The 14,849-nt window shown below is 59.1% G+C and carries 14 protein-coding genes; 10 read left to right on the forward strand and 4 right to left on the reverse strand.

From position 1 onward, the window contains the following. Positions 1-202 precede the first annotated feature (202 nt). Positions 203-574 (reverse strand): hypothetical protein, encoded by a 372-nt coding sequence (locus P8Y39_09170; protein MEJ2192502.1) that lies wholly within the window; start codon positions 572-574, stop codon positions 203-205. Between the two features lie 298 nt (positions 575-872). Here P8Y39_09170 and P8Y39_09175 point away from each other — a divergent pair, with 298 nt between their 5' ends. From P8Y39_09175 to P8Y39_09220, 10 genes are all read left to right on the forward strand, one after another. Next, the gene (locus P8Y39_09175; GenBank protein MEJ2192503.1) at positions 873-1,043 is read left to right on the forward strand and encodes a hypothetical protein; all 171 of its coding nucleotides are present in this window, start codon (positions 873-875) and stop codon (positions 1,041-1,043) included. Between the two features lie 191 nt (positions 1,044-1,234). After that, positions 1,235-1,453 carry a DsrE family protein gene (locus P8Y39_09180; GenBank protein ID MEJ2192504.1) on the forward strand — a complete coding sequence of 73 codons (219 nt, stop codon included), beginning with the start codon at positions 1,235-1,237 and terminating at the stop codon, positions 1,451-1,453. Between the two features lie 140 nt (positions 1,454-1,593). Next, positions 1,594-1,950, forward strand: a complete 357-nt coding sequence (locus P8Y39_09185) for a DsrE family protein (protein ID MEJ2192505.1) — start codon at positions 1,594-1,596, stop codon at positions 1,948-1,950. A 14-nt stretch (positions 1,951-1,964) separates the two neighbouring features. Then, a complete protein-coding gene (gene tusB, locus P8Y39_09190; GenBank protein MEJ2192506.1) occupies positions 1,965-2,240 on the forward strand; it encodes a sulfurtransferase complex subunit TusB in 276 nt (91 codons plus the stop codon). A 44-nt stretch (positions 2,241-2,284) separates the two neighbouring features. Further along, positions 2,285-3,472 carry an FAD-dependent oxidoreductase gene (locus tag P8Y39_09195; protein MEJ2192507.1) on the forward strand — a complete coding sequence of 396 codons (1,188 nt, stop codon included), beginning with the start codon at positions 2,285-2,287 and terminating at the stop codon, positions 3,470-3,472. A 3-nt stretch (positions 3,473-3,475) separates the two neighbouring features. Further along, positions 3,476-3,970: a glycine/sarcosine/betaine reductase selenoprotein B family protein gene (locus tag P8Y39_09200; GenBank protein MEJ2192508.1), complete on the forward strand. Its 495-nt coding sequence runs from the start codon at positions 3,476-3,478 to the stop codon at positions 3,968-3,970. Next, on the forward strand, positions 3,971-4,249 hold the full coding sequence (locus P8Y39_09205; GenBank protein MEJ2192509.1) for a hypothetical protein: 279 nt from the start codon (positions 3,971-3,973) through the stop codon (positions 4,247-4,249). Positions 4,250-4,305: 56 nt separating this feature from the next. Beyond that, the gene (locus tag P8Y39_09210; GenBank protein MEJ2192510.1) at positions 4,306-6,591 is read left to right on the forward strand and encodes an MMPL family transporter; all 2,286 of its coding nucleotides are present in this window, start codon (positions 4,306-4,308) and stop codon (positions 6,589-6,591) included. A 17-nt stretch (positions 6,592-6,608) separates the two neighbouring features. Then, entirely contained in the window at positions 6,609-7,397 is a 789-nt protein-coding gene (locus tag P8Y39_09215) for an outer membrane lipoprotein-sorting protein (GenBank protein ID MEJ2192511.1), read from the forward strand. Between the two features lie 176 nt (positions 7,398-7,573). Continuing rightward, the gene (locus P8Y39_09220; GenBank protein ID MEJ2192512.1) at positions 7,574-8,800 is read left to right on the forward strand and encodes a hypothetical protein; all 1,227 of its coding nucleotides are present in this window, start codon (positions 7,574-7,576) and stop codon (positions 8,798-8,800) included. Between the two features lie 1,206 nt (positions 8,801-10,006). Here the strand turns inward: P8Y39_09220 and P8Y39_09225 are convergent. The 3 genes from P8Y39_09225 to P8Y39_09235 all read right to left on the reverse strand — a co-directional run. Then, the gene (locus tag P8Y39_09225) at positions 10,007-13,093 is read right to left on the reverse strand and encodes an efflux RND transporter permease subunit (protein ID MEJ2192513.1); all 3,087 of its coding nucleotides are present in this window, start codon (positions 13,091-13,093) and stop codon (positions 10,007-10,009) included. A gap of 79 nt (positions 13,094-13,172) precedes the next feature. Next, the gene (locus P8Y39_09230) at positions 13,173-14,303 is read right to left on the reverse strand and encodes an efflux RND transporter periplasmic adaptor subunit (GenBank protein ID MEJ2192514.1); all 1,131 of its coding nucleotides are present in this window, start codon (positions 14,301-14,303) and stop codon (positions 13,173-13,175) included. Positions 14,304-14,465: 162 nt separating this feature from the next. Then, a partial coding sequence (locus P8Y39_09235; protein MEJ2192515.1) for a TolC family protein occupies positions 14,466-14,849 on the reverse strand: 384 nt, incomplete at its 5' end.

Consider the following 14,849-nt stretch of genomic DNA (forward strand, 5'->3'; position numbering starts at 1 on the left):
TAAGCCTCTTTTGCTACGCCCATTTTCGCGTAAGGGATGGTTTCGGGCCCATTTGCCTTGGCCCTGTCCCGGCCGGCCTCTTGCCGCCTCGAAACAACGAAGATGGCTGTGTAGCTCTCCGAATTCCTGTAATGAATAGATGGACAAGAACCAATTGGGCATTATTAGAGCAAACTCAGTTTGAAGGCGTAAAGTCTCACAGCTATTTCAGACTATTTAAGGCAAGTATGGACAAAAAGGAAATGCAGGAATTGGCGAAATATGAGGGCCGCTTCGATGAATAATAGACAACTCTCCCTCCTGCTGGAAACGTTTGCTCGTAGGTGAAATCCCTAATAATGCTATAATTCCACATGAAACGCACAACAGTATCCTGGAAGCAAAAGATTGACCCGTTCCTCTCGTAGTGCCCACGCCCCAGATACTCCGTGGCCTCGGCCTCCAGCATCTCCTGCAGGATGAGTCCCATCCCCCTCTGCAACACACCATCCAGAAGGCTCCTATTTTCCACCCCGCTGCTCAACAGCGCCCTGAGCTCCTCGCGTATTTTCTCGCTCGGTGGTATCTTCCTCATAAGGCTTCGGTTTCCTTTCTTTTAAATTTCACAGGGTTTAAAAGAATAAACCGAAGCCTTCTCTTTTTACAGGAATTTTAGGCCATCACCCCCGGCAATGGCCGGGCAATGGCTCTTTTCCCCTGCTGTTGGCAACGCCCCCTTAGCCTGTCGGTAATTGCCTTCGCGTTGGTTTATACATCTACATGCCGCATTAGCTCCTGAGCATCGAACTGGTTGGGAGAGAAAATGACTGGATTGTGATATTCAAATATGCTAGACTGTGAATATTGGAATCCAACTCCAAAGGAGGCAACAGATGGCAGAGACCACGGCGTGTGCTCCAGAGGTCACCGAGGCGCCGATATCCAACCATAAGATAGAGCTCCTGAAGGTCATCGCTCATCCGGTGAGGATTATGATACTGGAAGAATTGACCAAAGGAGTGATTACGTCGAGGAGCTTCCGGCGCCGGCCTGCTGTCCCGTGACCAAGAAGGGGAAGTATCCGGGCAAGAGGGGATGATGAAAGCCTGCTCCATTATGAAAGAGGGGCTCGCCGGGCGAAGGAAAAGGAGCAGTAAATTGTTCCAGAAGGAGGGCCTTTTTTTATAAATGATGTATTCAAGAATGTGAATGTTCGCATATAACTTGAGGGTTAAGCCCCCGGAAGGAGGAAGCGATGAAAAAAGAAATAGCCCTTTTTTTGTCCACCACGCCCTATAGCTACGAAAACACCCACACGGTAATCAGGCTGGCGGAGGCCGCTCTGGAAAAAGGGCACGGCGTGCGCCTCATAGCCTCGGGCGACGGCGTCTTCACCATAGTCAAGGGGCAGGTGCCGCAGGCCCTGAAGGCGCTCCAGGACCTCGTGGGAAAGGGCATGAAGGTGGACATATGAACCGGATGCATGCAGAGCCGCGGTCTTGCGGCCCGGGACGCAGTGGAGGGGGGCGAGATGAGCTCCCTCAAGGGGCTCTATAACGTCATAAAGTCCGAGGGGATTTTCCTGAGCTTCGGCGCTTAAGGGAGGTGAAAAGCATGGCACAGAGCATATGCATAATCCTGAGGAGGTCCCCTTACGGGACCGTGGATGCGGCCGAGGCCGTGCGCCACGCCTTGGGCGGGGTGGGTGAGGAAATGGACACCAGGCTGGTCCTCTTCGATTCCGGGGTGTATGCCGCCCTCAAGGCCCAGGACGCCTCGGGCACCGAGTACGACAGCATCGGCGCCGGAATCGGTGACTGTGTGGACATGGACGTAAAGGTCTATGCCGACAAGGCCTCGCTCAGGGCGGAGCACCTCGAGCAAACCGACCTCCTGGAGGGCGTCAGGGTTATAAACAGCTCCGAGGCCGCGGAAATCGTGGGAGGGGCTGACAAAGTAATGATTTTTTAAGGAGGGTGAACGCGATGCTCGTAATTATAAAAAGCGCCCCCGACACGCAGGACGCAAGGCGGGCCGTGAAGCTCGCCAGGGACGTGGCCGCCGATATCGCGCTTCTTCAGAACGCCGTATACCTGGCCCAGCCCGAGAGGCTCGAGGGCTTCTGCGGCACGGCTTACGCAATGAAGGAGGACCTGAGGCTCAGGGGCATCGAAGACATAGAGGCGGGCGTAAAGACGATAGGCTATGGGGACCTCGTGGACCTCATGGCAGAGGACGACAAGGTCATCGGACTTTTCTGAACAAAATAAAGGGGCAAAAATGACTCGACCAGGGGAGGGGAGGCATGGCGAGGATAGTAGTACTAGGAGGCTCTTTTGGCGGGCTCACAGCGGCCTTTGAACTCAAGAGGCTGCTTCGGAAAAAAACAGACATAACCGTTGTCTCGGACCTCGACAGGTTCGTCTTCGTCCCCTCGCTGCCGTGGCTTTCGATGGGCTGGCGCAGGGCCAGGGACATAACCCTGCCGCTCAAGGACGTCCTTGAGCCCAGGGGCATATCCTTCGTCCACGAGGAAGCCACGGGGGTGGATGCCGATGCATCGAAGGTCAAGACGGCCTCGAGGGAGATTCCCTACGATTACGTGGTAATCGCCACGGGGCCCGCGCTTGCTTTCGACGAGGTGCCGGGGCTTGGCCCCGAAGGCGGACACACGGAGTGCATCTTCACGCTTCCCCAGGCGGAGCGGGCAAAACAGGCGCTTGAGAAATTCTATGAGAACCCCGGTCCCCTAGCGGTGGGCTCCGTGCAGGGCGCAAGCTGCTTCGGCCCTCCCTACGAATATGTCTTTGAAGTGGACGCCGAACTCCGGAGAAGAAAGATACGGCACAAGGCGCCCATGTTTTTCATAACCTCAGAGCCCTATCTCGGGCATTACGGCATCGGAGGGTTCGGGGCCTCCAAGCGCTGGCTTGAAGACGAGTTCGCCGAGAAGGACATAAAGGCTCTCACGAACCAGGCGGTGGAGGAATGCACCCCTGAAGAGGTGAGGCTGAAGGACGGCACGAGAATACCCTACAGGCTCGGCATGTTCGCCCCGGCCATGAAGGGGGTGCCCGCCGTGGCCCACCTCGGAAACCCGCGCGGCTTCATCCCGGTGGACGAAAACATGAGGCACAAGGCGCATAAGAACATATTCTGCGTGGGCGTGGCCATGGCAATTGCTCCGCCTGAGCCCACCCCCGTGCCTACGGGCGTGCCGAAGACCGGCTATATGACGGTAAAGATGGCCCTCACCGCCGCCAGGGCAATAGCGTCGGACGTGTCAGGGAAAGGGACCGTTCCCTATTATGAGATGAACGTCATGTGCCTCATGGACATGGGCGAGACCGCGGCTTACATGAGCGCGAAGCCCCTCTTTCCACCCAGGCAGGAGATAACACTGAAGAAGGCCAAATGGGCAAAGTGGATGAAGATATGGTTCGAGAAGTACTTTCTCTTCAAGATGAAGCACGGCTACAGCAACTGGCCGTAAGGCATGGGGAAGGTGATTATCATGTCGGACCTCCTTGAAAAGACTAGGATGGCGATACGGAAGAAGTATCCGCAGTTCGACTTCGCGGTGATGCACGATACCCCCGTAACCCCTATTCCGAGGTCTCTCAAAGAATGCAAGCTGGCCCTGATAACGACCGGCGGCCTCCACTTGAGAACCGACACCCCTTTCGACACGAAGTCCGTTGAGGGAGACTGTTCTTTCAGAGTTCTGCCGGGAGACGTGAGACACCAAGACATAATGGTGACCCATGAATCCTACGACCACAAGTTCATAAACGTCGACCTGAACTGCGTGTTTCCGATCGACAGAATGAGAGAGTACGTCCGGGAGGGAAGGATAAAGTCGCTCTCCGAGGAGCATTACAGCTTCATGGGGCATATATATGTCGGCGGGCCGCTCCTCGAGAATTCTAGGAGAGTTGGAAATCGCCTAAAGGACCTTGGCGTGGACGTAGCTTTCCTTACGCCCACGTGAGTGATCTGCAACCAGTCGGTCGGGCTTATAGCGAGGGGAATAGAGGAATCGGGCATAAGCACCGTGTGCTTGACTTTCAGGAAGGACATTGTCGAGCTTGTCAAGCCGCCGAGGGTCCTGTCGTTGAAGTTTCCGCCCGGCAAGCCCCTGGGGAATCCGGGCGACGCGGCAATGCAGCGCAGGATTATCGAGGCTGGTTTCGACTTGCTGAAAAAAGACATAAGCGGCATGACCATCGTTGAGCTGCCCTTCAAGCTGAAGAAGCTGAGCATATTTTAGGATTCCCCAAGGAGAGGCGTGAAGAAGGCAATCATCAATATTAAATTGGAGGAGACATGAGAAGCATGATAATGCGCCTCGTTAGGCTGTCTGTGGAGCGTCCCAAAACCGTTCTTTTCCTCATAGGCGTGTTTACCGTGATTTGTGCCATTCAGTTCCCGAAGATAGCCATAGACACCGACCCCGAGAACATGCTCAGGGAGGACGAGCCCATAAGGGTCTTCCACGACAGGGTGAAGGAGGACTTTGGAATAGAGGAGCTCATTGTCCTCGGTGTCGTGAGGGAAGAGGGCATATTCAATCCGGAAAGCCTTGGGAAGATAAAGCGCATCACGGACGAGGTGCTCAGGATCAAGGGCGTCATCCCCGACGACGTAATGAGCCTGACTCAGACAAACAATGTTGTGGCTAAGGATGGAACCCTTCACGTGAGGCCCCCCGTGACCGATGTCCCGGCGGACGCATCCGGCCTGGAGAGGCTCAAGAGGGAGGTACTCGACAATCCCCTCTTCCGCGACAGGATCGTCTCGTCCGACGGCCGGGGTGCGGCCATCTACATACCCGTAGAGAGCAAGGACATAGCCCACGACGTGGGCGAGAAGGTCAAGGCGATATACGAGAGGGAAGGCGGTCCGGAGAAGTACTATATGGCCGGGCTCCCCATAGCCGAGGATACCTTCGGGACGGAGATGTTCCTGCAAATGGCCATAGTGGCCCCCTTGGCGGGCTTCCTCCTGATGCTCATCCTGTTTGCCATCTTCAGAAGGGTGTCGCTCATAGTGCCGCCCATGGCCGTGGCGATGCTTTCGGTCATCTGGACGATGGGGGTGATGATAGGGATGGGTTTCAAGGTCCACATCATGTCCTCCATGATCCCGGTCTTCCTGATGCCCATAGCCGTCTGCGACAGCGTCCACATCCTCAGCGATTTCTTCGAGAAGCTCCCGCGAGCCGGGGACCGAAGGAAGGCCGTTCTTGAAGTCTTCGACGAGCTCATGAAGCCCATGTTCTTCACTTCCGTCACGACGGCGGTCGGCTTCTCCATGCTGGCTTGGGCGGACATCCCCCCGGTAAAGGTGTTCGGGCTCTTCGTGGCCCTGGGTGTCCTTTCCGCGTGGCTTCTGACGATGGCCGTCATCCCCGCCTCCCTCATGCTCCTGCGTGAGAGGAAGCCCATCGCGGCTAAGACCGGAGGCAGCCCCATGCTCGCCGCCCTCGGGAGATTTTCCCTCCGAAGGAGCAAGCTCGTGGTGGTTTTCGGGGCCGCCCTCATCGTCGTTTCCGTATTCGGCGTCAGGTCCCTCGTGGTCAACGACAATCCCGTCAAGTGGTTCAAGAGGTCCCATCCCATAAGGGTGGCCGATTCGGTGCTCAATCGCCTCATAGGCGGCACGTATATCTCCTATCTCGTGCTCGAGGGAGACGCCGGCGAGGACATGAAGCGGCCCGAGGTGATGGCTTACATGGAGGGGCTCCAGAGACACCTCGAGTCCAACGGCCTCGTAGGCAAGACCACGTCTGTCGCGGACGTGGTAAAGAGGGTCAACTATGTGCTCCACGACGAAGACAAGCAATACGAAGTGCTTCCCGAAAGCAGGCGGGCCATCGGGCAGTACCTTTTTCTTTTCCTTATGTCGAGCGAGCCGGACGAGCTCGATAACTTCGTGGATTACGATTTCAGGAAGGCAGACATATGGGTCCAGCTCAAATCCGGTGACAACAGGGACATGACAGCGGTCGTCGAGGACGCGGGAAAATACATGGAGGCCAACCCCCTTCCCGAAGGCATCCGGACGCGATGGTCGGGGCTTCCGTATCTCAACATAACCTGGCAGAAGCTCATGGTGGTGGGCATGCTCAAGGCCACGGTTGGTTCGTGGTGGGTGATATTCCTGCTGCTTATAATACAGTTCCGGTCGTTGTGGTGGGCGGTGGCCGGGATGCTGCCCCTGGGGCTGTCGGTCCTTTTCACCTATGGTCTTATAGGCTTCGGGGGGAAGGAATACGACATGCCCATCGCGGTCTGCTCGACGCTGGCCCTCGGCCTGGGGGTAGACTTCGCCATCCACTTCGTCCAGAGGTTCAGGGACAGGTACAAAGAGACCGGAGACCTCCAGGCCACGATGGGGTGGACCATGGGAGGGGAGCCCGCCCTTGCCATCTTCAGGAACGCGCTCGTGGTGGGCCTGGGCTTTCTGCCCCTGGTGCTCGCGACGCTCTTGCCCTATGTGACGGTAGGACTTTTCTTCGGCTCCCTGGCGTTCTTCGCGGGTGTGACCACGCTTCTGTTTCTGCCCGCGCTGATAGGGAGCTTTAAGGGGGTTCTTCTGAAGACGCGATGACACGAGGAGGTAGTCCCATGATGAAAAGGCTTTTCGGGGCCGCGGCGGCCGTCCTGCTTCTGGCGGGCAGCCTCCACGCCATGCAGGCAGGGGAGATAATCAGGAAATCGCAGTCCGCCTTCCTTTCCCAGGGCGAGGACTTTAAGGCGCGCGTGGTGATGAAGCTTATAACAAAGGACGGCAAGGAGCGCCTGAGGGAGATGACCATGCTCAGGAAGAACTACACGGGGGGCGAGCAGAAGTACTTCATCTATTTCTTCCGGCCCGCCGACGTAAGGGATATGACCTTCATGGTCCACAAGTATCCCGGCCGTGACGACGACAGGTGGCTCTTCGTACCCGCAATAAACATGGTGCGGAGGATAGCGGCAAAGGACAAGGCCTCAAGTTTCGTCGGCTCCGACTTCAGCTACGAGGACGTCTCCGGGAGGGACCCCGAGGAGGACGCCCATGAGCTTGTGCGGGAGGAGGCCCTGAACGGCAGGGACTGCTACGTGGTAAAGAGCACTCCCAAAGCCGGGGACATGGACTGGAGCCACAAGCTCACCTGGGTTGACAAGGAAAACTTCCTCCCCCTCAAGGAGGAGTACTTCGACCGGCGCGGCGAGCCTTACAGGGTGTTCACTGCCGACGAGGTAATGAATGTGGACGGTTTTCCCACCGTGACCCGGAGGACCATGCGAAACCTCCGGAGCGGCCACCGGACGGAGGTCGCTTTCATCAAAACCGAGTACAACGTGGGCATCAAGGACAGCCTCTTCAGCGAGCGGTTCCTGAGGCGTCCGCCAAAGAGATGGATAGAATGAGGATGAAATGCACTCCACGAAGTCCAAGCCTCCTTTTCAGGATTATTCGAGCGCGGTCCTCGCTGGGCTTCTAAGGCTGCCTTCCGAAAACCGAGAAAGGAGATAGTGGTTAACAGACTTGAGGAAGTAGCGGGGTTCGAGTGCATTCTCGCAAGAAAAGGCTTTTAGCCTCCTTCTTGGCGACTGCGGTCATTGCCGTCTTCCTGTCGCCTCCGTGCGCCTTTGCGGCGGACGTGTCGCTGCACGGGTTTTTCCAGGGTAACTATTCGGCCAACACGGCCCATGACAACCCCGGTGGAGGCGATTTCAAGCTGGCGGAGGAGAGGGTCCAGCTCCAGGTGGAGGGCTACGGAGGGCCGTTTCACCTCTACCTCAAGGAGGATGCCTTTTATGACCACGTCCAGGAGGAGGCGGACCAGGAACTCAGGGAAGGCTACCTCGACTACTCGGCCGCCTCGTGGGACGTGCGCCTTGGAAGGCAGGTGCTCACCTGGGGGGTGGGCGACCTTATTTTCATAAACGATGTCTTCCCCAAGGACTTTGCTGCTTTCTTCTCCGGCAGGCCCCTTGAGTACCTGAAAAAGGGCGTGGACGGGGCAAGGGTGGGCTGGTATCCAGGGTTTGCCAATTTCGTCCTCGTCGTGGTCCCGTTTTTCGAGCCGGACACGGGCCTGAGTCCGTCGAGGTTTTCGATGATGAGCCCGGTGCCGCCCACCGTAGTCGATATCGAGAGGCAGGAACCCAGGACGTCGCTCGAAAACACGGAGGTGGCCCTGAGGGCCTACAGGAACCTCCTCGGTTTCGACGCCTCCCTGTACTATTACAGGGGGTTTTTCAGGCAGGCCTCGGTGCTTCTAAGCGAAGACCAGACCTCGGCGGCCTTCGTGCACCCGAAGGTCTCGGTCTACGGAGCGAGCCTCCAGGGCAACGCCCTGGGCGGCGTGCTCTCCCTGGAGGGGGCGTACTACCGGTCCAGGGAGGACGAGGACGGCGACAATCCCTTCATACCCAACTCCCAGAGCCGCTTTCTCTTAGGCTACCAGAGGCAGCTTACCGCGAACTTCACGGCGTCGGCCCAGTACTACCTCGAATACATGCACGATTTTTCCGATTACGAAAGGACTCTTCCTCCCGGCTTTCCCAGGGCCGACAGGCTGAGCCAACTGGCTACCCTCAGGCTCACGGAGCTCCTTTTCCACCAGACCCTCGTGCTTTCCTTCTTTTCCTTCTACAGCCCGTCAGACGGCGACTACCTCCTGATACCGGAGGTCAAATACCATTTTTCGGACCACGTCTGGGCTGCCCTCGGGGCGAACGTCTTCGGCGGGGGTGGCGGGACTGGCCGTTTCGGGAGGCTGGACGAAAACGACAACGTCTACGTCCAGCTGAGGTACGAGTTCTGAGATACGTCAAATGGCTTGTGGTAATCGGACAAGAAGGGGCGCACATGAAGAGGCAGGTTCCAGAACTTCTGGTTACGACTCTTTAATGTTTGCCTTCGCCTACCGGGTTACCCCCGTTTGCGGAGGGCCCGAGCTGGAGTCGAAACCGGATGGCCCGGCTCTTCCTTCAACGACACCATGGAAAAGAGGCGCCATGGAGAGAAACCGTGAAAGAAAGTGGGACCTGGTCTGAGAGCCCGGAAGCTTCAACACACGAAGATTCCCCTCGCGGCCCTCCGTCTATCAGTTGCCAGCGGGCTCTGCGAACGACCACGAATCAGCTGGTCTCTCCGAGCGGCCCATGCCCAGTGCCTGCATCACCGTTTCGTCTTCCTGCAAGCGTGCTTGGTGGGCGACGGATATCCTTGATCCACAGACGCGTAATAACCGGCGTCCGGATTCGTCCGAATTTTCTTCGGTGTCCTCCTCAGAGAAACACTTTTTAGGAACACGTCTTAAAACGTCTTCGGAGAATGCTCCCTAAGCCATGTTGGGGGTCTCGCGTTTAAAGATACAGGGCGGCCCTGAAACTATAGATGAACCATAGGGCTATGCCCGAGCCAAAGACCAACCGCGCGACACCCGGTTCGGCGGCATCGTAAAGTCCGGTGGCCTTGTAAACGCCAACGCCAAGAGCGGCCATAGCCACAGAGCCGACCACATCCAAGACAACGTTAGGGGCCCTCTTTTCCACTGGCGTTGCTTGGCCCGCGACGCGCAAGACCGGAGCCCTTCGCTCCATACCGCATCGGCGGTCTACACCGCACCTTCGCTCCTGCAATCCCACTACCGAGTCATCCATGACAGCCCCCCTTCTCATCACTTTCGATTATTGCATCGTCCCGACCCTCTATGTGAATACTTTCAGGATATATCTCCGGTTCAGGGAGTCAAATGAGATATTCTAATCTGAGCATTTAGGTATTCTATCGGCATAACCCTTAGTTGTGCAACCGTAAGAAGAATATGGGTTTTTTGGAATCGATAAGGCAAAGGGCACGGCGCGGCTTTTTCCATCGTTCACGGCCGGCATTCAAAGGCTAAACGGACTTGCGGCTCGTCCGCGCAGGAAGCTTTAGTGGTTGTGCTCCCGACGACAAGATAGGCGACTTCACGTTCCCCGATTACACGGCCAGGCCGGGGTGGGAGCAGGGAACCGCTGGCGGGTTACTGCGGCGGTGGGGTATCGTTTACTGCTTCTTCTTCGTCCTCGCGCGCCGCGTGCGCGGCGCCGAGCATCATGTACATCGACGGAACGACGAAGAGCGTGAAGAAGGTGCCGATGGCTATGCCGGTCATGATTACCAGGCCCATGTTGAAGCGGCCCTCGGCCCCGGCTCCGGAGGCGGTCACCAGCGGCAGGACTCCCAGGACCATCGCGGCGGTGGTCATCAGGATGGGCCGCAGCCGGATGCCGGCCGCCATCTCCACGGCCTCCCGTTTGCCCTTGCCGCTGCGCTGCAGGTCGTTGGCGAACTGCACGATCAGAATGCCATGCTTGCTGATGAGGCCAATGAGCGTTACCAGGCCCACCTCGGTGAAGATGTTCAGGCTCGCGCCGCCTACGCCGAGGCTGATGAATATCATCGCGCCGCAGATGGACATCGGCACGCTCACCAGGACGATGAAGGGGTCCCGAAAGCTTTCAAACAGTGCGGCCAGGGCGAGGAAGATGATGATCAACGCGAAGACGAACGTGACCAGCAGCGCGGCCGATTCCTGCACGTATTGCCGCGACTGCCCGCTGTAATCGATGCTGTACCCCGTGGGCAGCACGTCCCCGGCAATCGCCTTGAGCCTCTCCAGCGCCTGTCCGAGGGTGACCCCGGGTGCGGGCACCGCCGAGATGGTGACCGCGTTGAGCTGCTGAAAGTGGTTGAGCGACTCGGGGACCACCGTGGTTTTGAGGCCCACGATGGTCGAAGCGGGTATCATTGTGCCGTCGGCGGCCTTGATATAGTAGTCCTTCAACTGGTCGGCGTTGAGCCGGTATCGCTGCTTCACCTGCGGAATCACCTTGTAGGAGCGCCCGGCGAGGCTGAAGTAGTTGACATAGCCCTCGCTCAGCATGGACGACAGCGCTCCGCCCACGTCGCGCATCGTCAGTCCGAGCTGGGCCGTCTTGTCGCGGTCGATTGTCACGGTGATCTGGGGCTTGTCGATTTTGAGGTCCTTGTCCATGAATGCGAACAGACCGCTTCCCTGGGCACGTTCCATCAACGTCTGGGATATTTCGTCCAGGCGTTCGAAAGGCTCGGTGGAGCCGACCACGAACTGCACCGGAAGGCCCCGGCCTCCGCCGGGCAGCGGCGGCCTCAGAAACGCCACCACCTTCAGGCCCGCGATGCCCTGGAGCTTTTGCTGCACCAGGGGGAGCAGTTGCATGGCCGTACGCTCCCGTTCGTCCCAGGGTTTCAGCACCATGCCCGCCACCCCCGAGTTGACCCCGCTGATTCCGTCGAGCTGAAACACGTGGTCCGTTTCCGGGAAGGTGGCATAGGTTTCGTAGAGCAGCCTCGTGTAGAGCTTGGTCTGCTCGAGGGAAGCGTCCGGCGCCGCCGTGGCCAGCGCGATGATGACTCCCTGGTCTTCGTTGGGAGCCAGCTCGCTCTTGGAAGTCTTGAAAAGGAAATAGATGCTGACGAGGATAATGACGGCGAAGACCGCCGTAACGGGCAGGTAATTGAGCGTCGCGTGGAGTACTTTTTCATAGGTGCGCCGGACAAAGTCGAACTGGCTGTCTATGAAAGAGACGAAGCGGTGTCTGCCGTCCTCGGCGTAGGGCCTGAGGAAGTTCGCGCACAACATCGGAGAGAGCGTGAGCGCTATCACGGCGGACACCGCCACCGCCCCCGCGAGGGTATAGGCGAATTCGGTGAACAGTGCGCCGGTCAACCCTCCCATGAAGCCGATGGGGACGTACACCGCAACGAGCACTACGGAGATGGCGATGATAGGGCTGGCCAGTTCGCGAGCGCCCTGGATGGCCGCCCGCACCGGCGCGGTGCCACCCTCGATGTGGCGGTGGACGTTTTCCACCACGATGATGGCGTCGTCCACGACGAGGCCGATGGAAAGCACCACGGCAAGCAGGGTGAGGAGGTTGATCGTATACCCCAGCACCAGCATGATGAAGAAGGCGCCGATGAGCGACAGGGGAATCGCCACCGTCGGGATAAGCACCGACCGTACCGAGCCGAGAAATAGAAATATCACCAGAGTCACGATGAGCAGTGCCTCCAGGAGCGTCCAGATGACCTCCCTGATCGACGTGTTGACGTATTTGGTGGCATCGTAGACGATGCGGCCCTGGAGCCCTTCGGGCAGCTGCGCCTGTATGGCGGGGAAGACCTTGCGCACGCCGTCGATAACCGAGAGCAGGTTGGCGGTGGGCGCCACCTTGATGCCGATGTAGACGGCCTCCTTGCCGTCGAACCAGACCGCGGTGTCGTAATTTTCCGAGCCCAGGGTGACGTTGGCGACGTCACCGAGCCGGACGATGGCGCCGTCCTTCGAGCGGATGGCCATGTTCCGGAACTCGTCCACGGAGTGCAGTCCCGTTTCGGCCGTCAGGTCGATGGTGACCATCTGTCCCTTGGTCCGGCCGACGGCCGAGATGAAATCGTTGTCGGCAAGCGCATTGCTGACGTCGGTGGCGGTGAGGCCGTAGGCGGCCATTTTCTTCGGGTCGAGCCACCCCCGCAGCGCAAACCGCCGCTGCCCCAGCACCTCCGCCGTCTGGACGCCCTCCACCACCTGCAGCTTGGGCTGCACCACGCGGATCAGGTAGTCGGTGACCTTGTTGGTCGCGAGCGTCTCGCTGTAAAAACCGATATACATCGAATCGATGGCCTGGCCGATGGCCACGGTGATGACCGGCTGCTGCGCCTCTCGCGGAAGCTGGTTGAGCACGGCGTTGACCTTGGTATTGATCTCCGTCAGGGCCTTGTTCGCATCGTAGTTGAGGCGCAGATTCGCCTGGATGGTGCTCAGGCCCAGCGTGCTCGAGGACGTCAGGTAGTCGATGCCGTTGGCCTGGGCGATGGAGTTTTCCAGAGGGGTCGTGATGAAGCCGGCAACGAGCGCCGGGTCCGCACCGGTATACACGGTGGAGACGGTCACCACGGCATTCTGGGTCTTGGGATATTCGCGCACCCCCAACGAGGTGATGGAACGCAGCCCCAGCACCAGAATCAGCAGGCTGAGTACCGTGGCGAGCACGGGGCGGCGTATGAATATGTCGGTGAAGTGCATCAGTCCCTGCTCTCTCTCGCTTGCGGGGCCTGGACCCGTGCCCCCCGGCTGCCCCCCCGCGTGGGGAAACGCGCTCCCATCACTGGTCCGGCGGCTTGGGAGCCGCTTCGTCGCTGGGCCGGACCTGGTTGTTGATGAGGACCCTGCTGCCTTGCCTGAGTTTCAGTTGTCCGCTGGTGACGACCATATCCCCTTCCTCGATTCCCTTGAGGATTGCCACCTGGTCTCCCCGGGTTTCGCCTACGGTGACGAAGGTCTGCCTGACGGTCAGAACCGGCTTGCCGCCCGGGCCCGTGCTGCTTTTCTCGACGACGAAGACCGTCTCGCCATAGGGGTGAAAGGTCACGGCCGTCTGCGGCAGCGTCAGATAGCGCTTCTTCTCGCCGGCGCGGACCTGGACATCGGCAAACATGCCCGGCAAGAGCGCGTGCTTCGGATTGGCGATGGTCGCCTCGATCTGGACGTTGCGCGTGTTGGGGTCCACCTTCGGATTGATTGCGGTTATTTTGCCGGGAAAGGTACGCTCCGGATAGGCGTCCGTGGTGGCGACGACCTTCTGTCCGAGCGAAAGACGGGACAGGTTCTGCTGGGGCAGGGAAAAGTCGAGAAACAGCGCATCCAGGGACTGCAGCGTGACGATCTTGTCGCCGGGGTTCACGTACTGCCCCGGGTTGACGGTGCTGATGCCGAGCTTTCCGGCAAAGGGCGCGCGGATTGTTTTCTTCTCGACCATGGCGGCCTGCTGCGCAACCTTGGCGCGTTTGTTCCTGAGGTCCGCGGCGTCGGCATCCAGCGTCGCCTGGCTCACCGCCTGGATTTTAAACTGCTTCTTGTCGCGTTCATAGACCGTGCGGGCCAGGTCGGCCTCCGCCTCGAGGGCCTGAAGCTCGGCCCTGTCGGCATCGGCGTTGAGCTGCACGAGGACCTGGCCTTTCCGGACCTCGTCTCCCGAGGCGAAGGACACGCTCTGCACGAGACCGGATATCTCGCTGGTAACGTCGACGCCCCGTTCCGCGCGCAGGGTACCCACGGCTTTCAGTTCGGGCTGCCAAGTCCGGTATTCGGTCTTCTGGGCGGTCACCGTCACGGGAGGCATCTGGCCGGCGGCCCTGGACTCTGCGACCATCTTTGTCTTGAAGGCCTTGTAGCCGAAAATGGCGCCAAAGAGCACGCCGACGGCCAGGAGCATGAGCAGCATGCGCTTGATCATGGAGTGTTTTCCCCTGCAGTGCGGCCGGCCATCGCCGACGGCGGGCGGAGCCGGAGACGTGAACCGTGAAGAATGGCCTCCTCGCCTCCTCTCTTTGAGCGAAAGCAGGAAGGCACGTTCGAAATCGTTTCTCTGGCAATGAAATGGACCCTGTTCATTTTTTCATTCCTTCCTCGTCTCTGAAGCGCCGGCCTGCTTGCCGCGGTTCCACCATCCGCCCCCCAGTGCCTGAAACAGTGCTGCGGAATCGGCGAAGCGTGCGGCCTGCGCCTGAACCAGGCTGATTTTTGCCTGCTGGTACTGGCGCTCGGCATTGAGGAGCGAGAGGTAGTTTACCGCTCCGGCCTCGAACTGCTTCTGCGTGAGGTCTAGGGTGTCGCGCGCGGCGGCTTCGGCCTCCGCCTGGGCCCCGAGCGCGCGGGCATCGGCTTCGAGCGCGAGCAGCACGTCGGCCACATTGCGGAACGCCTGCAACACGCTCTCGCGGTACTGTGCGGCCGCCCGGTCGTATGCCGCGATGGCAGCCCGGCGTTTGGCCGTGAGCTG

This window comes from Nitrospirota bacterium (assembly GCA_037386965.1).
Taxonomy (GTDB): domain Bacteria; phylum Nitrospirota; class Thermodesulfovibrionia; order Thermodesulfovibrionales; family JdFR-86; genus JARRLN01.

Bases quoted from the DNA above. Each gene is read 5' to 3' on its own strand.
- P8Y39_09210 (MEJ2192510.1), top strand. From the start codon at position 4,306: ATGAGAAGCATGATAATGCGCCTCGTTAGGCTGTCTGTGGAGCGTCCC.
- P8Y39_09185 (MEJ2192505.1), top strand. From the start codon at position 1,594: ATGGCACAGAGCATATGCATAATCCTGAGGAGGTCCCCTTACGGGACC.
- P8Y39_09215 (MEJ2192511.1), top strand. From the start codon at position 6,609: ATGATGAAAAGGCTTTTCGGGGCCGCGGCGGCCGTCCTGCTTCTGGCG.
- P8Y39_09225 (MEJ2192513.1), bottom strand. From the start codon at position 13,093: ATGCACTTCACCGACATATTCATACGCCGCCCCGTGCTCGCCACGGTA.
- P8Y39_09200 (MEJ2192508.1), top strand. From the start codon at position 3,476: ATGGGGAAGGTGATTATCATGTCGGACCTCCTTGAAAAGACTAGGATG.
- P8Y39_09175 (MEJ2192503.1), top strand. From the start codon at position 873: ATGGCAGAGACCACGGCGTGTGCTCCAGAGGTCACCGAGGCGCCGATA.
- P8Y39_09170 (MEJ2192502.1), bottom strand. From the start codon at position 574: ATGAGGAAGATACCACCGAGCGAGAAAATACGCGAGGAGCTCAGGGCG.
- P8Y39_09180 (MEJ2192504.1), top strand. From the start codon at position 1,235: ATGAAAAAAGAAATAGCCCTTTTTTTGTCCACCACGCCCTATAGCTAC.
- tusB (MEJ2192506.1), top strand. From the start codon at position 1,965: ATGCTCGTAATTATAAAAAGCGCCCCCGACACGCAGGACGCAAGGCGG.
- P8Y39_09230 (MEJ2192514.1), bottom strand. From the start codon at position 14,303: ATGATCAAGCGCATGCTGCTCATGCTCCTGGCCGTCGGCGTGCTCTTT.
- P8Y39_09195 (MEJ2192507.1), top strand. From the start codon at position 2,285: ATGGCGAGGATAGTAGTACTAGGAGGCTCTTTTGGCGGGCTCACAGCG.